The organism is Pseudomonas sp. HD57-3 (genome assembly GCF_056113135.1).
The window spans coordinates 1,257,349-1,276,841 of record NZ_CM148568.1 but is presented as its reverse complement, the minus strand read 5'-3'; the positions used below and the strand labels follow the sequence as shown (position 1 = coordinate 1,276,841).

Sequence of the window (19,493 nt, the reverse complement as noted above, 5' to 3'; positions counted from 1 at the left end):
GCCTGCAACTTTTCCAGGACGTGCTTAATGCTCAAGGCGCTGCGTTTTTTTGGCTGGCCGCTGTTGGCCGGCGTGCTTATCGCTCTGTTGATTATTCAGCGTTACCCGCAGTGGGTCGGGCTTCCGAGCCTCGACGTCAACCTGCAACAGGCCCCGCAGACCACCAGCGTGCAGCAGGGGCCGGTGTCCTATGCCGACGCGGTGAGCATCGCCGCGCCGTCGGTGGTCAATCTCTACACCACCAAAGTCATCAACAAGCCAAGCCATCCGCTGTTCGAAGACCCGCAGTTCCGCCGTTTCTTCGGTGACAATTCGCCGAAGCAGAAGCGCATGGAATCCAGCCTCGGCTCCGGCGTGATCATGAGCCCGGAAGGCTACATCCTGACCAACAACCACGTCACCAGCGGCGCCGACCAGATCGTCGTGGCGCTCAAGGACGGTCGCGAAACCCTGGCCCGAGTGATCGGCAGCGACCCGGAAACCGACCTCGCGGTCCTGAAAATCGACCTGAAAACCCTGCCTTCGATCACCGTCGGCCGTTCCGACAACATCCGCATCGGCGACGTCGCGCTGGCCATCGGCAACCCGTTCGGCGTCGGCCAGACCGTGACCATGGGCATCATCAGCGCCACCGGCCGCAACCAGCTGGGCCTGAACAACTACGAAGACTTCATCCAGACCGACGCGGCGATCAACCCGGGCAACTCCGGTGGTGCGTTGGTCGACGCCAACGGCAACCTCACCGGCATCAACACCGCGATCTTCTCCAAGTCCGGCGGCTCGCAAGGCATCGGCTTCGCGATTCCGGTGAAGCTGGCGATGGAAGTAATGAAGTCGATCATCGAGCACGGTCAGGTCATTCGCGGCTGGCTGGGCATTGAAGTGCAACCACTGACCCAGGAACTGGCCGAGTCGTTTGGCCTGTCCGGGCGTCCGGGGATCGTGGTGGCGGGGATTTTCCGCGACGGCCCGGCCCAGAAGGCCGGCCTGCAACTGGGTGACGTAATCCTGAGCATCGACGGCGAACCGGCCGGTGATGGCCGCAAGTCGATGAACCAGGTGGCGCGGATCAAACCGACCGACAAAGTCACGATTCAGGTGATGCGCAATGGCAAGGAGTTGAAGCTGACCGCCGAGATCGGTCTGCGCCCGCCGCCGGCGCCGGTGAAGGAAAAAGAAGAGTAAGACTCGCCACAAATGACTCTGAGAGCGGCGACGTTCGCGCCGCTCCCTCACCCAGACATGCAATATGTCTGAATGTCGATTGATTGCGTTCGCGATAACTCTCCAAACCAATGAATCTAGCTCACCTGTCAGATATGACAGGTGAGCTCAGTTCGTCCGTCTATTAATGTTGAGCTTCCGCAACTCGGCCACAGAGCGTTGAGTTTGATCCAATCAAACTTCGTTTCTGAAAGGAAGAATCATGACAACTCAACAAGCTTACGATTTAGCAAATTTACCAGACAGCGAGTATCAAACTAGCTTCGACATTGGGGAGGCCAATATCGATTGGCAAGGCAAAATACTTACGTCGAAGATTGTTTTCTTTGATAAAGGCCAGATGATCGCAAACTACATAAAACCGGCTGACGGCTCACCTGGGGGTGGGACAGACAATGATGTCTTTGTCGTTAGCCTGCTTGCTAACACACAATACAACTTTCAACAGTTTTACGAACGCGGCGTTACAGCCCATCACTTTGGCTGGGCTTTAAAGTACAAAAATAAACTGCACTATCCTAGAACCGGCTCGACCACCGGAACATTCTCAACTGGTTACAGAAGTATTGACGCAACCATTGAAATGATTTTCGAGAGCGGCGATGTTGCAAAAATTACATTCAAAGCCCAAAAACGTCTCGAATAAGTCTGTTCAAGAACAAAGCTATCAACTGGGTGGCGTGATTCTGAGCATCGAAGGCGAACCGGCCGGTAATGGCCTCGAGTCGATGAACCAGGTGGCGCGGATCAAACCGACCGACAAGGTCACGATTCAAGTGATGCGCAATGGTAAGCAGTTGAAGCTGACCGCTGAAATCGGTCTGCGCCCGCCCCCGGCGCCGGTGCAGGAAAAAGAAGAGTAAGACTTTGTTCGCGCCATTGGCGCGAATAACAGATATTCTCAACAGGCATGTTATATTGTTTCAATTGGCACATTGGAACAACATAACATGTCATCTCGAAAAAAGGCCTCCCTCCTCGGCCTGACCCTTGGCCTGCTTGGCGATCCCGTGTTTGCCGATGAACCGCAAACGCTCGAACTCGACGCCATCAGTGTCACCTCCGATTACGAATCCACTAGCGGTCCGGTCAAAGGCTATCGAGCCACGCGCTCGTCCAGCGCCACCAAAACCGACACCGCGATCCGCGATATTCCGCAGGCCATCAGCGTGGTGCCCGCCAGCGTACTGAAGGATCTGGGCAGCACCAGCGTCGAACGTGCGTTGGATTTCGCCGGTGGCGTTTCAAAGCAAAACAGCTTCGGCGGTCTGACGCTTTACGAATACAGCGTGCGCGGCTTCACCACTTCCGAGTTTTACCAGGACGGCTTCAGCGCCAACCGTGGTTACCCGAGCACACCCGACGCCGCCAACATCGAGCGCATCGAAGTGCTCAAAGGACCGGCCGCCAGCCTGTACGGCCGAGGTGATCCGGGTGGCACGGTGAACATCGTCACCAAGAAACCGCAGCCCGAAGCGTTCACTACCCTGCAAACCAGTGCCGGCAGTTGGGATCGTTATCGCACCGCGCTGGACGTCAACACGCCGCTGGATGATCAGGGTGATGTGCTGTCGCGAATCAACCTCGCGGTCGAGGACAACAACAGTTTTAGCGACCACGTCGACAGTAAACGCGTATTCGTCGCCCCTTCCTTCAGTTGGCAGTTGAACCCGGACACCAGCCTGTTGGTGGAGAGCGAATTCGTGCGTCATAGCTCGACCTTCGACCGCGGCATCGTTGCGCCAAACAATAAATGGAGCGGCGTCTCGCGCTCGAAATTCCTGGGCGAACCGAACGACGGCAACATCGACAACCACAACAACAGACTGCAAGCCACGCTTGAGCACCACCTCAACGATGCCTGGAAACTGCGCCTGGCCAGCCATTACAAGGAAGGCAAACTCTGGGGTTTCGCCTCCGAAAACCGTCCTTTGAATGCCGATGGCCACACCGTCAACCGCCGCTATCGCGAACGCGATACCAATTGGCACGACAGCATCACCCAACTGGAACTGCGCGGTCTGTTCGACCTCGGCACCTGGCAGCACGAACTGCTGATCGGCAGCGAGTACGAGAACTTCCGCAAGAACGAGCGCGTCACTACCATCGCCGGCGGGCCTTACGCCATCGATATCTATAACCCGGTGTACGGCCAACCCAAGCCCAACGGTGCACGCTCCGGCACAGACTTCTTCGAACACGTCGAAAGCCATGCGCTGAACCTGCAGGATCAAATCGTCTTCAGCGAAAAACTGCGCGGGATGATCGGAGCGCGCTTCGAGCACTTTGAGCAAAACATCGATGACCACAGCCGCAACAGCACCAGTCGTCAGACCCACGATGCGCTCACTCAACGTGCCGGCCTGCTCTATCAACTGACCCCGGACACCGGCCTGTTCGCCAACGCCTCGACCTCATTCAAACCGAACAACGGCCTCGATGCGGCTGGCAAATCCTTCGATCCGGAAGAAGGCGTGGGTTACGAAATCGGCATCAAGAACGAGCTGTTCGACGAACGGTTAAGCAGCACCCTCGCCTTCTTCCATATCGACAAGGAAAACGTCCTCGCCCTCGACCCGGGCACCGACACCAGCCGCGCCATGGGCAAGGCCCGCAGCCGGGGTTTCGATCTGCAAGTCACCGGGCAAGTCACCGACGCCGTCAGGGTGATCGGAGCCTTCGCCTGGATCGACGCCGAAGTCACCAAGGGTGATGCCGCGATTCCTGCCGGTAGCCGCATCCTCGGAGTGGCCAAACGCAGCGGCAGCCTGCTGGGTGTCTACGAGTTTCAGGACGGCCGCTTGCGCGGCTCGGATATTGGCGCGGCATTCACCTACGTCGGCGACCGCTCAGGTGAGTCCGGCAGCGATTTCGAGCTGCCGGCCTATCACACGGTCGACCTGCTGGCCCATTACAAGGCCAGCGACAACATCACCGTCGGACTGAACCTGAACAACCTGTTCGACGAAAAGTATTACGAGCGCTCGTACAGCAACTATTGGGTCAACCCCGGCGAGCCGCGCAATTTCACGGTCAGCCTGACACTCAACCTGTAAAAGGACGTCACCATGCAATACGGCAAATCCCTGCTGCTCATCGCCGCGCTGTTCGCCACTCACGCCTCGGCCCATGGTTTGTGGACCGAACAACGACGCGGCAATATCGAAGTCGTCTACGGCCACGGTGCCGAGGACAATGCGTTCAAACCGCAGAAAGTCAGCGGGGCGTGGGCCTTTGACGCGAGCGGCAAGATGATTCCCGTCAGTGTGCAGCGCCTGGCGGATCACGCCCGCCTGCAACCGTTGAAACCGCCGGCGGTGATGGCCGTGGCCCTGAACAATGGCATGTGGTCGCAAACCGCCGACAAGAAATGGGTCAACGAGGGGCGTAGCAAAGTACCGGGCGCCATCGAGTCGACCGAGACCCTCAAGTACAGCCTGGCGATCTATCAGCCGGGAGCGAAGCTGCCCAAACTGGATCAGATCAAATTGCTGATTTTGCCGGAGGTCGATCCTCTGACCGTCGGGCCGGGAAAGTCATTGCCGGTGCGGGTGTTGCTGGATGGCAAACCGGCAGCGGGCGTGAAGTTGATCGGTGACTACCGCAGCGCGCCGAATACCTTGAGCACTGAAACCGACAAGGACGGCCGCGCTCAGGTGCTGGTGCGTAATGAGGGATTGAATGTGATTGCGGCGCAGGTGGAAGTGCCGGTGAAGGACAGTGCAGAGGTGAGCAGTCGGGGGTTGTTCAGTTCGTTGACGTTCCTTGGCGAACCGCATCACGAATAAACCAGCGCTGATCCCTGCGGGACAAAACCCACAGGGATCAGCGTCGTTTCAGAGTTCGCCCAGACCGTCGATCAACGCCTGATTCTGCTCCGGCGTGCCGATCGAGATCCGCAGGAACTGGGCAATCCGCTCCTGCTTGAAGTGGCGCACGATCACGCCCTGTTCACGCAGTTTGGCCGCCAGCCCCGCCGCATCGTGTTGCGGATGCCGGGCGAAGATGAAGTTCGCGGCCGACGGCAGCACTTCGAAGCCCTTGGCCTGCAACTGGGTGGCTTGATTCTGAGCATCGAAGGCGAACCGGCCGGTGATGGCCTCGAGTCGATGAACCAGGTGGCGCGGATCAACCCGACCGACAAGGTCACGATTCAAGTGATGCGCAATGGCAAGGAGTTGAAGCTGACCGCTGAAATCGGTCTGCGCCCGCCGCCGGCTCCGGTACAGGACAAAGAAGAATAATCGCCAAGAGAAGCAGGCTTGTTCTAGAACGCGCAGGTTCAGTGAGCTCCCGCGCCGAGTGATGACGCACGCTCAGAAGCTGCTTGCTCCTTCGGCTTCCAATGTATCAACAGATTCATTAGTAAATAACGAGATAACCATCATATCCAGAAGCTCTAAAGAACTGTCAGATATGACAGGTGTATTGATTGAAAACCATATTCTAGAATCGAGCCTCGACACTTAACCCAAAGAAAGAGGCAACTATTGTGAATAATCAAATAACCGCAAAGAATGCATCAACCGCTAAAAGCTTCGGCACAATGAGTTTCCAGCTGAACAATGACGCAAAAATCGAATGCACAATTATATTTTTTCATCACTCACCTATAAAGAGTACGATCTTAGGCAAGGCGCTTGACGGTAATCAGTTAATTAATATCTCATGTCCGACAACACTCAAGCCCGGCAGCCACACCCTCAAGTACATGGACGACTTCCCTGGTTCCTTCACGGCATGGCTCTATCAGGATGAAAGTGGCACCCAATATTTACCAGAAAAAGGAAACATGAACGTCACTCTCTCAGACGATAATAAAACCATTGAGGGAAACGCAAAATTTATTATCGAAGCACGAAATGATAAAATCACCATTGAGTTTAAAGCCAGCAAACCTTAAAACCAAACTTTATAGTTCCCACCCACGAAGTGGGAACTATATTCATTCATCGATCACAACTGCCCTAGGCCGTCGATCAAAGCCTGATTCTGTTCCGGCGTGCCGATCGAGATCCGCAGGAACTGGGCAATCCGCTCCTGCTTGAAGTGGCGCACGATCACGCCCTGTTCACGCAGTTTGGCTGCCAGCCCCGCCGCATCGTGTTGTGGATGCCGGGCGAAGATGAAGTTCGCGGCCGACGGCAGCACTTCAAAGCCCTTGGCCTGCAACTGCGCAACCACCCATTCGCGACTCTCGATCACCAGTGCGCAGGTCTTGTCGAAGTACTCGCGATCTTCGAACGCAGCCGCCGCGCCGACATTCGCCATGCGATCGATCGGGTAGGAGTTGAAGCTGTTCTTGATCCGCTCCAGCGCCTCGACCAGGTCCGGATGGCCGACCGCCAGACCGACCCGCAGGCCCGCCAGCGAACGGGACTTGGACAGGGTCTGGGTGACCAGCAGGTTCGGATAACGGTCCACCAGGCTGATCGCGGTCTCGCCGCCGAAGTCGATGTAGGCCTCGTCGACCACCACCACCGAATCCGGGCTGGCCTTGAGGATCTGCTCGACCGCTTCCAGTGCCAGCAGGCAACCGGTTGGTGCGTTCGGATTCGGGAAGATGATCCCGCCGTTCGGCTTGGCGTAGTCCGCCGGGTTGATCTGGAACTGCGCATCCAGCGGCACCGCATCGAAATCGATGCCGTAAAGGCCGCAGTAAACCGGATAGAAGCTGTAGCTGATGTCCGGGAACAGGATCGGCTGATCGTGTTGCAGCAGGCCATGGAAGATGTGCGCCAGCACTTCGTCCGAACCGTTGCCGAGGAACACTTGATTGCTCTGCACGCCGTAGTACTTGGCGACGGCGTTTTTCAGCAGATCGCTGTTCGGATCCGGGTACAGACGCAGGTTGTCGTTGAGTTCGGTCTGCATCGCCGCCAGGGCTTTTGGCGACGGACCGTACGGGTTTTCGTTGGTGTTGAGTTTGACCAGACGGGTCAGCTTCGGCTGCTCGCCCGGCACATACGGCACCAGATCCTTGACGAACGGGCTCCAGAATTTACTCATGTTCAGTTCCCCTTCACGTCGTCTTTGATACGGTATTCGGCGCTGCGCGCGTGGGCGCTCAGCGATTCGCCACGGGCCAGGATCGATGCAGTCTTGCCCAGCTCGGAAGCACCGGCCTCGGAGCAGAAGATGATCGACGAACGTTTCTGGAAGTCATACACGCCCAGCGGCGAAGAGAAACGCGCGGTGCCGGACGTCGGCAACACGTGGTTCGGACCTGCGCAGTAGTCGCCCAGCGCTTCGGAGGTGTGGCGACCCATGAAGATCGCGCCGGCGTGGCGGATCTGCGGCAGCCAGGCCTGCGGGTCGGCGACCGACAGTTCAAGGTGCTCCGGAGCAATGCGGTTGGCGACTTCGATGGCCTGCGCCATGTCGCGCACGTGAATCAGGGCACCACGGCCGTTGATCGAGGTTTCGATGATGGTTGCGCGATCCATGGTCGGCAGCAATTTGTCGATGCTCGCGGCGACCTTGTCGAGGAACTCGGCGTCCGGGCTGACCAGAATCGCCTGGGCGTCTTCGTCGTGCTCGGCCTGGGAGAACAGGTCCATGGCGATCCAGTCCGGATCAGTCTGGCCGTCGCACACCACGAGGATTTCCGACGGGCCGGCGATCATGTCGATGCCGACCTGACCGAACACGTGACGCTTGGCCGTGGCGACATAGATGTTGCCCGGGCCGACGACCTTGTCCACCTGCGGCACGCTTTCGGTGCCATAGGCCAACGCGGCAACGGCTTGAGCACCACCGATGGTGAACACCCGGTCGACGCCGGCGATGCACGCCGCCGCCAGCACCAGCTCGTTGACTTCACCGCGCGGGGTCGGCACCACCATGACCACTTCGGTCACGCCGGCGACCTTGGCCGGAATCGCGTTCATCAACACCGACGACGGGTACGACGCCTTGCCGCCCGGCACATACAGACCGGCGCGATCCAGTGGCGTGACTTTCTGGCCCAGCACCGTGCCGTCGGCTTCGGTGTAGCTCCAGGAATCCTGCTTCTGTTTTTCGTGATAGCTGCGCACGCGAGCGGCGGCTTTTTCCAGCGCTTCGCGTTGCGGGACAGTGATGCGGGTCAGGGCCAGCTCCAGACGCTCGCGCGGCAGGATCAGGTCCGCCATCGAAGCGACTTCGAGGCCATCGAATTTCTGGGTGAACTCGACCAGCGCCGCGTCACCGCGCTCGCGCACAGCCTTGATGATGTCCAGCACCCGCTGATTGACCGAGTCGTCAGACACACTTTCCCAGCTCAGCAGATGATCCAGATGATGCGCGAAATCCGGGTCAGCAGCGTTGAGTCGGCGAATTGCAGTCGGTGCGGTCATAGCGAGAGCCTCATAGGAATGGCAAAAACTCAGGCGCCCGAAACTACCATTCGATCCGCTTGGGCACCTGAGATTCTGGCTATGAGGCGGATAGACGGCGCAACCTGAAGGTCGCGCAGGTAAATCAGCCGCGGTGTCGCGACTCCACTGCTTGACGCAGGGTGTCGATCAACGCCTGGATTCGGGCGTGTTGCATTTTCATCGAAGCTTTATTGACCACCAGACGCGAGCTGATCGTGGCGATCAGTTCCTGGGGTTCCAGGCCGTTGGCACGCAGGGTGTTGCCGGTGTCGACCACGTCGATGATCTTGTCGGCCAGGCCGATCAGTGGCGCCAGTTCCATCGAGCCGTACAGCTTGATGATGTCGACCTGACGGCCCTGCTCGGCGTAGTAACGCTTGGCAACGTTGACGAATTTGGTGGCGACACGCAGGCGGCCCTTGGGCTCGACCGCGCCGACCTTGCCGGCGGTCATCAGCTTGCACTGGGCAATCTGCAGATCCAGCGGCTCGTACAGGCCCTGGCCGGTGTATTCCATCAGCACGTCTTTACCGGCAACGCCGAGGTCGGCCGCGCCATGCTCGACATAGGTCGGCACGTCGGTGGCCCGCACGATCAACAGGCGAACGTCTTCCTGGGTCGTGGGGATGATCAGCTTGCGGCTCTTGTCCGGATTCTCGGTCGGCACGATGCCCGCTTCGGCGAGAAGCGGCAGGGTGTCGTCAAGGATGCGGCCCTTGGACAGTGCGATGGTCAACATGGGAAACGTCAGTCCTTATCAAGGTACTCATGTCCGGTCGCAATCGGCGCCGGACATACTTCGAGGGCGTTGCCACCCCCGATCAAAACGAATTCAACGGACACTTCCCTGTGTCCAGATGCAGCGATCAGCCCGGAACGCGACGGATCTTGGCGCCCAGCATCTGCAGTTTTTCCTCGATGCACTCGTAACCACGGTCGATGTGGTAGATGCGGTCGATCAGGGTATCGCCCTGTGCCACCAGCGCCGAAATCACCAGGCTCGCCGAAGCACGCAGGTCGGTTGCCATCACTGGCGCGCCCTTGAGTGTTTCGATGCCGGTCACGATGGCGGTATTGCCTTCGACCTGGATGTGCGCGCCCATGCGGTGCAGTTCGTACACGTGCATGAAGCGGTTTTCGAAGATCGTCTCGATGACCGCGCCAGTACCTTCGGCAATGGCGTTGAGCGAAATGAACTGCGCCTGCATGTCGGTCGGGAACGCCGGGTACGGCGCAGTGCGCACGTTGACCGCTTTCGGGCGTTTGCCGTGCATGTTCAGCTCGATCCAGTCCTCACCACAGGTGATTTCTGCGCCGGCTTCACGGAGTTTTTCCAGAACGGCTTCGAGAATGGTCGGATCGGTGTCCTTGACCTTCACGCGGCCACCGGTGACCGCAGCGGCCACCAGGTAGGTGCCGGTTTCGATGCGGTCAGGCATGACTTTGTAGAAAGCCGAACCCAGACGCTCGACGCCATCGATGGTGATGGTGTCGGTGCCAGCACCGGACACCTTGGCGCCCATGGCGTTGAGGAAGTTCGCCAGGTCGACCACTTCAGGTTCACGGGCGGCGTTCTGCAACACGCTGCGGCCTTTGGCCAGAGCGGCGGCCATCATGATGTTCTCGGTACCGGTCACGCTGACGGTATCGAAGAAGAAGTGCGCGCCGCGCAGGCCGCCTTCAGGCGCCTTGGCCTTGATGTAGCCGCCTTCGACGTCGATGACCGCGCCCATGGCTTCCAGGCCACGGATGTGCAGGTCGACCGGACGCGAACCGATGGCGCAACCGCCAGGCAGTGCGACTTCGGCTTCACCGAAACGCGCGACCATCGGGCCCAGCACCAGGATCGAGGCACGCATGGTTTTCACCAGTTCGTACGGAGCGATCAGGGTCTTGATGGTGCGCGGGTCGATTTCGACGCTGAGCTTCTCGTCGATCACAGGCTCGATGCCCATGCGACCGAACAGCTCGATCATGGTGGTGATGTCGTGCAGGTGCGGCAGGTTGCCAACGGTAACCGGGCCATCGCACAGCAGAGTGGCAGCCAGGATCGGCAGGGCGGAGTTCTTCGCCCCGGAGATGCGGATCTCGCCATCAAGACGAGCGCCACCGGTAATAATCAATTTATCCATAAGAATCTCGACGCCCTAGGGCTCAGGTGCGCTCGGCCCAGGCCGCGCTGCTGAAAAATTTCATAGTGACCGCGTGGATGCTGCCATCGGCGATCCAAGGGTTCAAATGGGCATAGATGCTTTGCTGACGCTTGACCGGGCTCAACGCCGCCAGTTCATCACTAATCACGTTCAGCTGAAAGTTGCAGCCTTCGCCTTCAACTTCCACCAGCGTTCCTGGCAGCTTTCCTTCAAGGAAGCTCTTCACTTCTACGGCCTGCATGCTCAACCTCAATCGGCGCCCTGTGCGCACGGGTCGGACATCATACAAAAAAGCCCCGCGCCTGCGAACCCCGCTACGCAGGACTCTGACGGGGGGCTTCTCTATAGATGCGGGTTCAGGGTTGCGCCAACAGCTCGGTCAGTTCGCTGACCTGAGCAATTTCGCGCATGTCTTCGGGCATCCCGCGGATGCTGACCGCCTTACCGGCGGCCTTTGCATCGCGAATGAAGCACAGCAGCAGCGACAGACCGACGCTGCTGGACTTCTCCACCGCCGAGCAATCGATCACCAATGCCGGGGCATTGCACGACTTGATCAGCGCCCGGCCCTGCTCGCGCAGATCAGGTCCGGTGCGGTAATCCAGCACGCCACTGAGCTGCAGCTCACTGGCTTCGTCCAGACGAATGGCCGACTCGGTCATTGGGCAGGCTTCTCGTTCTGCTCGGCCGACTGCTTGGCCTTGGCGACTTCACCGGCCCAGCCGTTGATGGTCTTGTCCAGGTCGTTGCCATTGCGCTGCATGGCGTCGGCGAACTGGTCACGGAACAGCTTGCCGATGTTGATGCCGTTGATGATCACGTTACGCAGTTTCCACTCGCCGTTGATCTTCTCCAGGGTGTACGACACCGGATAGATCGCGCCGTTGTTGCCCTTGACGGTCATGCCGACGCTGGTGCGGTCGCCCGACTCATCCTTGGGCGCATCGACGGTGATGCCCTGGTTGTTGTACTCGAGCAGCGCATTGCCGTAGAACTGGAACAGGCCGCGCTTGAAGTTTTCCTCGAAGGTCTTCATCTGCGCCGGGGTTGCCTTGCGCGAATACTTGACCGTCATGATGCTCTTGGAAATGCCCTCGGCATCCACGACCGGCCCGACGATGGTGTTCAACGCGGTGTAGAAGTCCTGCGGATCCTGCTTGTACTTCTCTTTATTGGCCGACAGATCGGCGAGCATCCGGTTTGTGGTGTCCTGAACCAGATCGTGCGCCGATTGTGCCGCCACGGCGTTAGCCACCAGCGGCAGTGCCGCAAGCAACACCAACAGGCCACGTCGCAAGGTAGAGATCATTCAAAAGCTCCTCATTTGGCGTCTTTGCTAACGGTATTGAGCAGGAATTTACCGATCAGGTCTTCCAGTACCAGAGACGACTGCGTGTCGTGGATGGTTCCACCATCCTTCAGGCGGGTGTCTTCCCCGCCCACGCTGATACCGATGTATTTCTCGCCCAGCAGACCCGCTGTCAGGATAGATGCTGTGGAGTCGGTCGGCAGGTTGTCGACGCTTTTATCCACTTGCAGGGTCACCCGACCGGTGAAGCTGTCGCGGTCCAGATCGATCGCGGTGACCTTGCCGATGGTCACACCCGCCATGGTCACTTTGGCTCTGACCGTCAAACCGGCAATATTGTCGAAATAGGCGTAAAGCTTGTAGGTATCGGTGGTCGAAGTCGGAGACAGGCCACTGACCCGCAGGGCGAGCAGCAACAAGGCCAGGATCCCTGCCAGCAGGAACAGGCCGACACCGATTTCCAGGGTGCGGTTTTGCATCAGAAATCTCCAAACATCAAAGCGGTCAGAATAAAGTCCAGGCCGAGTACTGCCAGCGAGGCGTAAACCACGGTCTTGGTGGTGGCACGGCTGATCCCCTCGGAAGTGGGTTCGCAGTCATAGCCTTGAAATACGGCGATCCAGGTGACGACAAAAGCGAATACTGCACTTTTGATGATGCCGTTGAGCACATCGTCACCGAAGCTCACGCTGTTCTGCATGTTCGACCAGTAGGAGCCTTCGTAGACGCCAAGCCAGTCGACGGCGACCCACGAACCGCCCCAGATGCCGACCACGCTGAAGATCATCGCCAGCACCGGCAGGGAAATGAAGCCGGCCCACAGACGCGGGGCAATAATGTATTTGAGCGGGTCGACCCCGATCATTTCCAGGCTGGACAACTGTTCGGTGGATTTCATGTTGCCGATTTCCGCCGTCAGCGCCGAACCTGCACGCCCGGCGAACAACAGCGCAGTCACCACCGGCCCCAGCTCACGCAACAGGGTCAGTGCCACCATCTGGCCGACAGCCTGCTCCGAGCCATAGCTCGAAAGGATGTTGAAGCCCTGCAGCGCCAGCACCATGCCGATGAAGATCCCGGACACCACGATGATCACCAGCGACATCACGCCGACGGAATGCAGCTGCTTGACCAGCAGGCCAAAACCGCCGCCGATGCCGCCACGCCCGAGCAAGGCATGAAACAGGAACAGGGTCGAACGCCCGAACACTGCGACGCTGTCGATTCCGGCGAGGCCGAAACGACGCACACGCTCCATTAATGTAATTCTGCGCATCAGCGGCGCTTCCCCAGAAGATCGGCGCGGTAATCCGGCGCTGGAAAGTGATACGGCACCGGGCCGTCGGGTTCACCGGTCATGAACTGGCGGATACGCGGATCGTCCGAGCTCATCAGTTCGTCCGGCGTGCCCTGCCCCAATACCTGGCCATCACCGACCACATAGATGTAGTCGGCGATGCTCGCAGTTTCGGCGAGGTCATGGGACACCACGATGCTGGTAATCCCCAGGGCATCGTTGAGCAGACGGATCAGGCGAACCAGCACACCCATGGCGATCGGATCCTGGCCGACGAACGGTTCGTCGTACATGAGGATCTGCGGATCGAGGGCAATGGCCCGGGCCAGTGCGACACGGCGTTTCATGCCGCCGGACAGCTCGTCGGGCATCAGTTCGATCGCACCGCGCAGCCCCACCGCCTGCAATTTGAGCAGCACGATGTCGCGGATCATCTCGTCCGGCAGGTCGGTATGAACACGCAGCGGGAAGGCGACGTTCTCGAACACATCGAGATCGGTGAACAGCGCACCGCTCTGAAACAGTACGCCCATGTGCTTGCGCGCATCGAACAGATCGCTGCGCGACAGCTTCGGCAGGTTCTGGCCGTTGACCCAGACCTCGCCCTTGGATGGCCGCAACTGGGCGCCCATCAGGCGCAACAGCGTGGTCTTGCCACACCCGGAAGGCCCCATGATGCCGGTGACCTTGCCGCGCGGGATGCGGATATCGACGTTATTGAAAATGCTCCGCGCACCGCGCTTGAAGGAGACTCCCTTCAGCTCGACCGCGTAGGCGTTATCGGCACTCATCTAAACTCCTTGCGATGCAGCCTCTCACTCGGACGCCTGGCTTCCTGGAAGAAAGCCCCTACATCCCGGGCAGGCCGAACTGGCGGCGAACTATATCACTGCAAAGGGCAAGCGCCCAAGGCCTGCACCGGCCCGCATTCGGCGAGTTGAAGGGCTTGAAGCCTTATTTACAGAGTTTTGGTAACGAGGAATGACAAAGCACGACGAACTTGCGTGAGGCTTTTCAACATAACCGCTATAATCGCCGCCTTTTCATCGGGCTATACGATTTCTGACATGAGCCAAACCAGCGACCTGATTCAATCGGCACAACGCACCATCCGCCTCGAAGTGGAAGCCGTACAAGGCTTGTTGCCCCATATCGACGCCGATTTCGTACGCGCTTGCGAGATGATTCTGGCCAGCAAGGGCCGTGTTGTCGTGGTCGGCATGGGCAAGTCCGGGCACATCGGCAACAAGATTGCCGCGACCCTGGCGAGTACCGGTACCCCGGCGTTTTTCGTGCACCCGGCCGAGGCCAGCCACGGCGATATGGGCATGATCACCCGTGACGACGTGATTCTGGCCCTGTCGAACTCTGGCTCCACCAACGAAATCGTCACCCTGCTGCCACTGATCAAGCGCCTGGGCATCCAGCTGATCAGCGTCACCGGCAACCCGCAATCGCCGCTGGCCAAGGCCGCCGAGGTCAACCTGAACGTTCACGTCGAGCACGAAGCCTGCCCGCTGAACCTGGCACCGACCTCCTCGACCACCGCCGCGCTGGTCATGGGCGACGCCCTGGCCGTGGCGCTGCTGGAAGCGCGCGGCTTCACTGCCGAAGATTTCGCCTTTTCCCACCCGGGCGGCGCACTGGGCCGACGCCTGCTGCTGAAAGTGGAAAATGTCATGCACGCCGGCCAGGAACTGCCGCAAGTACAGCGCGGCACCCTGCTCAAGGACGCGTTGATGGAGATGACCCGCAAGGGTCTGGGCATGACCGTCATTCTTGAAGCCGACGGCAAACTGGCCGGGATCTTCACTGACGGCGACCTGCGCCGCACCCTGGATCGCAGCATCGATATCCACAGCGCCACCATCGACCAGGTGATGACCGTGCACGGCAAGACCGCCCGCGCCGAGATGCTCGCCGCCGAAGCCCTGAAAATCATGGAAGACCACCGAATCAACGCACTGGTTGTCGTGGATGAAGAAGATCGCCCGGTTGGCGCCTTCAACCTCTCCGACCTGCTGCGCGCAGGAGTGATGTAAATGAGCAACGATCTGCTGCAACGCGGCAAAGCCATCAAACTGGCGGTTTTCGACGTCGATGGCGTCCTCACCGACGGGCGCCTGTACTTTCTTGAAGACGGCAGCGAGTTCAAGACTTTCAATACACTCGATGGCCAGGGCATCAAGATGCTGATGAACGCCGGCGTCCAGACCGCCATCATCAGCGGTCGCAAGACCCCGGTGGTCGAGCGTCGGGCAAAAAACCTGGGGATCCCGCATCTGTTTCAGGGCCGCGAAGACAAACTGGTCGTTCTCGACGGTCTTCTGGAGCAACTGGGCCTAAGCTATGAACAAGTGGCCTATCTCGGTGACGACCTGCCGGATCTGCCGGTGATTCGCCGTGTGGGGCTGGGCATGGCCGTAGCCAACGCCGCCGCCTTTGTACGCGAACACGCTCACGGCGTGACCCAGGCCCGTGGCGGCGAAGGTGCCGCCCGCGAATTCTGCGAACTGATCCTGCGCGCCCAAGGCAGCCTCGACGCCGCCAACAACGCGTACCTGTGAGTCCAACCATGTTTAGCAAAAAGTTTCGCAACATCCTGCTGTTCGGTTGCATCGCAGCGATTTTCGGTGCGGTCGGCTACTGGAACATCAGCCCGGAACGCTTCCTCGACAAGCCGCCGGTCTCGGCAGAGGAAAGCCCGATCGACTGGTATGCGACCAATACCCACACGATCCAGTACCTCGAAGACGGCAAAGTGCAATACGAAATGACGTCCGACAAGGCTGAGCACGTCAAGGCGACCGACATTACACTGGTCACCAAGCCTGATCTGAACATGTTCCGTGGCACCGACTTCCCATGGCACGTGACCAGTGAGCGCGGTGAAGTGAACTCCGGTGGCACCGAGGTCGAGCTGATCGACTCGGTACGCGTCAAGCGCACCGACGAAAAGAACCGCGACACCCTGATCACCTCCACTCGCATGACGGTGTTCCCGCAGCAGCAATATGCGCAGACCCAGCAACCCGTTAGAATCGACGGCGCTGGCGGTGTATCGACTGGCGTAGGAATGAAAGCGTATTTGAAGGAAAGCAGGATACACCTGCTATCGAACGTAAGAGGACAGTATGAGGCTCGTTAAAACCCTCCCTATTTTGCTCAGTCTGGGCGCAGCACTGGGAAGCGTGAGCGCCTGGGCTCTGCCGAACGATCAAGAGCAGCCAATCCGCATTCAGGCCGACGATGCCCAGCTGGACGACAAGAACGGCGTTGCCACTTATAAAGGCGACGTGATCATCACCCAGGGTTCGATGATCGTCAAAGGCAACACCGTGACCATGACCCGCGCGCCCAACGGCGACATCGACGTCGTGACTTCGGTGGGCAACCTCGCCTACTTCGAACAGTTGCAGACTGCCGGTGACGCGAAACCTGTCCAGGGCTACGGCGTGACCATTCAGTACCACGCGCAGCAGAACCGCGTTGTGCTGATCGACAAGGCCAAGGTCGTCGACAAAGACAACAACGTCACTCAAGGCGAAAAAATCGTCTATGACACGGTGAAGAAACTGGCCAGCGCCGGTCGAGCCACTGGCAGCAAGGTCACCGAAGCGCGTCCGCGCATCGACATGGTGATCCAGCCGAAGAAGAAAACCGACGAGAAAACCCAGTAATGGCAACTCTGAAAGCTCAGCACCTGGCCAAGGCCTATAAAAGCCGCCAGGTCGTGCGCGACGTCAGCCTGTCGATCGACAGTGGTCAGATCGTCGGCCTGCTCGGCCCGAACGGCGCCGGCAAGACCACCTGCTTCTACATGATCGTCGGCCTGGTTCAGGCTGATCAGGGTCGCGTACTGATCGACGACCTCGACGTCAGCCACCAGCCGATGCACGGTCGCGCCAAGGCCGGTATCGGCTATCTGCCGCAAGAAGCGTCGATCTTCCGCAAACTGTCGGTGGCCGACAACATCATGGCCATCCTCGAGACCCGTCAGGAGCTCGACAAGGCCGGCCGTCGCAAGGAGCTGGAAAGCCTGCTGCAGGAATTCCACATCAGCCACATCCGCGACAACCTCGGCATGAGCCTGTCCGGTGGTGAGCGCCGCCGCGTGGAAATCGCCCGCGCACTGGCCACGGCACCGAAGTTCATCCTGCTCGACGAACCGTTCGCCGGTGTCGACCCAATCTCGGTCGGCGACATCAAGCAGATCATCCATCACCTCAAGGCCAAGGGCATCGGTGTACTGATCACCGACCACAACGTGCGTGAGACGTTGGATATCTGTGAAACCGCCTACATCGTCAACGACGGCCAGTTGATCGCCGAAGGCGACTCCGCGACCATCCTCGCCAACGATCTGGTGAAGGAAGTCTATCTGGGTCACGAGTTCCGCCTGTAAGCACGACGGCATTCGGCCAGCCGTCCGGGTGCTGTAACGTTGAAGCGCCTTTTTATACGCTTTTATTGTTACAGCGCTCTAGGCAAACACGACAGTTTCAGGCATATAATTTGCTTAAGTTTGGCGCTCCGGCGCCCTGTAGTGGATGGCGCATAGCGCCGGCGAATAAGGTGTTAAGCCCCTGCCATGAAACCATCGCTAGTCTTGAGAATGGGCCAGCAGCTGACGATGACACCGCAGCTGCAACAGGCCATCCGCCTGCTCCAATTGTCGACCCTGGATCTGCAACAGGAAATCCAGGAGGCTCTGGAATCCAATCCGATGCTCGAACGCCAGGAAGACGGCGACGACTTCGACAACTCCGATCCCATGGCCGACAACGCCGAACAGAAGCCCAACACCGAGATCCAGGAACCCTCCTATCAGGAGACCGCGCCGACAGTCGATAACCTCGAAGACGGCGAATGGAACGAGCGAATCCCCAACGAACTGCCCGTCGACACCGCCTGGGAAGACGTCTATCAGACCAGCGCCAGCAGCCTGCCGAGCAGCGACGATGACGAGTGGGACTTCACCACCCGCACCTCCGCCGGCGAGAGCCTGCAAAGCCACCTGCTGTGGCAGTTGAACCTGGCACCGATGTCAGACACCGATCGCCTGATCGCCGTCACCCTGATCGATTGCATCAACAATCAGGGCTACCTCGACGAAACCCTCGAAGAAATCCTCGACGCCTTTGATCCGGAACTCGACATCGAGCTGGACGAGATCGAAGCCGTCCTGCACCGCATCCAGCAGTTTGAACCGGCCGGCATCGGCGCACGCAATCTGGGCGAATGCCTGCTGCTGCAATTGCGCCAGCTGTCGGCCAAGACCCCTTGGCTGGCCGAGGCCAAGCGGCTGGTCACCGATTACATTGACCTGCTCGGCAGCCGCGACTACAGCCAGCTGATGCGCCGCATGAAGCTCAAGGAAGACGAGCTGCGCCAAGTCATCGAACTGGTGCAGAGCCTCAACCCGCGCCCCGGTTCGCAGATCGAATCCACCGAAGCCGAGTACGTGGTGCCTGACGTCATCGTGCGCAAGGACAACGAGCGCTGGCTGGTCGAGCTGAATCAGGAGTCGGTGCCGCGTCTGCGGGTCAACGCCCAGTACGCCGGTTTCGTGCGCCGCGCCGACACCAGTGCCGACAACACCTTCATGCGCAATCAGTTGCAGGAAGCCCGCTGGTTCATCAAGAGCCTGCAGAGCCGCAACGAAACCCTGATGAAAGTGGCCACCCAGATCGTCGAGCACCAGCGCGGCTTTCTGGAGTACGGCGACGAAGCCATGAAGCCGCTGGTGCTGCATGACATCGCTGAAGCCGTGGGCATGCACGAGTCGACGATTTCCCGCGTGACCACGCAAAAATTCATGCATACCCCACGGGGCATATATGAACTGAAATACTTTTTCTCCAGCCATGTGAGCACCTCCGAAGGCGGTGAATGCTCGTCCACGGCGATCCGCGCGATCATCAAAAAACTGGTTGCCGCGGAAAATCAGAAAAAGCCGTTGAGTGACAGCAAGATCGCTGGTTTACTGGAGGCACAAGGCATTCAGGTGGCTCGCCGCACCGTCGCCAAGTACCGCGAATCCCTCGGGATCGCGCCTTCGAGCGAACGCAAGCGGTTGATGTAAGCCACGTTACAGCGTTCCAGTGGCAGGCTCTTCGGCCTGCCGCTTTATGCACTGGCAACGAAGGAGA

At 59.2% G+C, this 19,493-nt stretch carries 22 protein-coding genes and 2 pseudogenes; 13 read left to right on the top strand and 11 right to left on the bottom strand.

The window, feature by feature from the left end; translation table 11 throughout:
• The first annotated feature begins 27 nt into the window (after positions 1-27).
• The 5 genes and pseudogenes from algW to AC0R79_RS05605 all read left to right on the top strand — a co-directional run bounded on the left by algW (position 28) and on the right by AC0R79_RS05605 (position 5,012).
• Entirely contained in the window at positions 28-1,185 is a 1,158-nt protein-coding gene (gene algW / locus AC0R79_RS05625) for a Do family serine endopeptidase AlgW (RefSeq protein ID WP_085608084.1), read from the top strand.
• Positions 1,186-1,426: 241 nt separating this feature from the next.
• A complete protein-coding gene (locus tag AC0R79_RS05620; RefSeq protein WP_127796940.1) occupies positions 1,427-1,870 on the top strand; it encodes a hypothetical protein in 444 nt (147 codons plus the stop codon).
• A gap of 7 nt (positions 1,871-1,877) precedes the next feature.
• Positions 1,878-2,087: pseudogene (locus tag AC0R79_RS05615) on the top strand (PDZ domain-containing protein); the annotation flags it as partial.
• Positions 2,088-2,174: 87 nt separating this feature from the next.
• Positions 2,175-4,280: a TonB-dependent siderophore receptor gene (locus tag AC0R79_RS05610; RefSeq protein WP_127796939.1), complete on the top strand. Its 2,106-nt coding sequence runs from the start codon at positions 2,175-2,177 to the stop codon at positions 4,278-4,280.
• A gap of 12 nt (positions 4,281-4,292) precedes the next feature.
• Positions 4,293-5,012, top strand: coding sequence for a DUF4198 domain-containing protein (locus tag AC0R79_RS05605; protein WP_474733594.1), 720 nt, complete (start codon positions 4,293-4,295; stop codon positions 5,010-5,012).
• A 48-nt stretch (positions 5,013-5,060) separates the two neighbouring features.
• On the opposite strand, the gene AC0R79_RS05600 is transcribed toward AC0R79_RS05605, so the two are convergent.
• On the bottom strand, positions 5,061-5,381 hold the full coding sequence (locus tag AC0R79_RS05600) for an aminotransferase class I/II-fold pyridoxal phosphate-dependent enzyme (RefSeq protein WP_240664979.1): 321 nt from the start codon (positions 5,379-5,381) through the stop codon (positions 5,061-5,063).
• Between AC0R79_RS05600 and AC0R79_RS05595 the strand changes: the two are divergent.
• Positions 5,322-5,468, top strand: a pseudogene (locus tag AC0R79_RS05595) (2-alkenal reductase); the annotation flags it as partial. The gene AC0R79_RS05600 and the pseudogene AC0R79_RS05595 overlap by 60 nt on opposite strands.
• Positions 5,469-5,716: 248 nt before the next feature.
• Positions 5,717-6,127, top strand: coding sequence for a hypothetical protein (locus AC0R79_RS05590; protein WP_474733593.1), 411 nt, complete (start codon positions 5,717-5,719; stop codon positions 6,125-6,127).
• Between the two features lie 53 nt (positions 6,128-6,180).
• Here the strand turns inward: AC0R79_RS05590 and hisC are convergent, their stop codons facing one another.
• From hisC to AC0R79_RS05540, 10 genes are all read right to left on the bottom strand, one after another.
• On the bottom strand, positions 6,181-7,233 hold the full coding sequence (gene hisC / locus AC0R79_RS05585; protein ID WP_474733591.1) for a histidinol-phosphate transaminase: 1,053 nt from the start codon (positions 7,231-7,233) through the stop codon (positions 6,181-6,183).
• A 2-nt stretch (positions 7,234-7,235) separates the two neighbouring features.
• Positions 7,236-8,561 (bottom strand): histidinol dehydrogenase, encoded by a 1,326-nt coding sequence (gene hisD, locus AC0R79_RS05580; protein WP_108559608.1) that lies wholly within the window; start codon positions 8,559-8,561, stop codon positions 7,236-7,238.
• Between the two features lie 124 nt (positions 8,562-8,685).
• The gene (gene hisG, locus AC0R79_RS05575; protein ID WP_474733588.1) at positions 8,686-9,321 is read right to left on the bottom strand and encodes an ATP phosphoribosyltransferase; all 636 of its coding nucleotides are present in this window, start codon (positions 9,319-9,321) and stop codon (positions 8,686-8,688) included.
• Between the two features lie 127 nt (positions 9,322-9,448).
• Entirely contained in the window at positions 9,449-10,714 is a 1,266-nt protein-coding gene (gene murA / locus AC0R79_RS05570) for a UDP-N-acetylglucosamine 1-carboxyvinyltransferase (protein WP_007953555.1), read from the bottom strand.
• Between the two features lie 22 nt (positions 10,715-10,736).
• A complete protein-coding gene (locus AC0R79_RS05565) occupies positions 10,737-10,976 on the bottom strand; it encodes a BolA family protein (RefSeq protein ID WP_039769303.1) in 240 nt (79 codons plus the stop codon).
• 115 nt (positions 10,977-11,091) lie between these two features.
• Positions 11,092-11,397 (bottom strand): STAS domain-containing protein, encoded by a 306-nt coding sequence (locus tag AC0R79_RS05560; protein WP_007953557.1) that lies wholly within the window; start codon positions 11,395-11,397, stop codon positions 11,092-11,094.
• The gene (locus AC0R79_RS05555) at positions 11,394-12,044 is read right to left on the bottom strand and encodes an MlaC/ttg2D family ABC transporter substrate-binding protein (RefSeq protein ID WP_085608079.1); all 651 of its coding nucleotides are present in this window, start codon (positions 12,042-12,044) and stop codon (positions 11,394-11,396) included. The genes AC0R79_RS05560 and AC0R79_RS05555 overlap by 4 nt, the downstream gene beginning before the upstream one ends.
• A gap of 11 nt (positions 12,045-12,055) precedes the next feature.
• Positions 12,056-12,523 (bottom strand): outer membrane lipid asymmetry maintenance protein MlaD, encoded by a 468-nt coding sequence (mlaD, locus tag AC0R79_RS05550; protein WP_007953559.1) that lies wholly within the window; start codon positions 12,521-12,523, stop codon positions 12,056-12,058.
• Positions 12,523-13,320, bottom strand: a complete 798-nt coding sequence (mlaE, locus tag AC0R79_RS05545; protein WP_007953561.1) for a lipid asymmetry maintenance ABC transporter permease subunit MlaE — start codon at positions 13,318-13,320, stop codon at positions 12,523-12,525. Before mlaE ends, mlaD begins: the two co-directional genes overlap by 1 nt.
• Entirely contained in the window at positions 13,320-14,132 is an 813-nt protein-coding gene (locus tag AC0R79_RS05540) for an ATP-binding cassette domain-containing protein (protein ID WP_007953564.1), read from the bottom strand. Before AC0R79_RS05540 ends, mlaE begins: the two co-directional genes overlap by 1 nt.
• Positions 14,133-14,408: 276 nt before the next feature.
• On the opposite strand from AC0R79_RS05540, the gene AC0R79_RS05535 reads away from it, so the two are divergent.
• From AC0R79_RS05535 to AC0R79_RS05510, 6 genes are all read left to right on the top strand, one after another.
• Complete coding sequence (locus tag AC0R79_RS05535) at positions 14,409-15,383, top strand: KpsF/GutQ family sugar-phosphate isomerase (RefSeq protein ID WP_007953565.1); 975 nt, start codon at positions 14,409-14,411, stop codon at positions 15,381-15,383.
• On the top strand, positions 15,384-15,908 hold the full coding sequence (locus AC0R79_RS05530; protein ID WP_007953567.1) for a KdsC family phosphatase: 525 nt from the start codon (positions 15,384-15,386) through the stop codon (positions 15,906-15,908).
• Between the two features lie 8 nt (positions 15,909-15,916).
• The gene (lptC, locus tag AC0R79_RS05525; protein WP_007953568.1) at positions 15,917-16,489 is read left to right on the top strand and encodes an LPS export ABC transporter periplasmic protein LptC; all 573 of its coding nucleotides are present in this window, start codon (positions 15,917-15,919) and stop codon (positions 16,487-16,489) included.
• The gene (gene lptA / locus AC0R79_RS05520; protein ID WP_127796934.1) at positions 16,476-17,021 is read left to right on the top strand and encodes a lipopolysaccharide transport periplasmic protein LptA; all 546 of its coding nucleotides are present in this window, start codon (positions 16,476-16,478) and stop codon (positions 17,019-17,021) included. The genes lptC and lptA overlap by 14 nt, the downstream gene beginning before the upstream one ends.
• The gene (lptB, locus tag AC0R79_RS05515) at positions 17,021-17,746 is read left to right on the top strand and encodes an LPS export ABC transporter ATP-binding protein (RefSeq protein WP_007953572.1); all 726 of its coding nucleotides are present in this window, start codon (positions 17,021-17,023) and stop codon (positions 17,744-17,746) included. Before lptA ends, lptB begins: the two co-directional genes overlap by 1 nt.
• Positions 17,747-17,932: 186 nt before the next feature.
• Positions 17,933-19,426 (top strand): RNA polymerase factor sigma-54, encoded by a 1,494-nt coding sequence (locus tag AC0R79_RS05510; RefSeq protein WP_011332472.1) that lies wholly within the window; start codon positions 17,933-17,935, stop codon positions 19,424-19,426.
• Positions 19,427-19,493 lie beyond the last annotated feature (67 nt).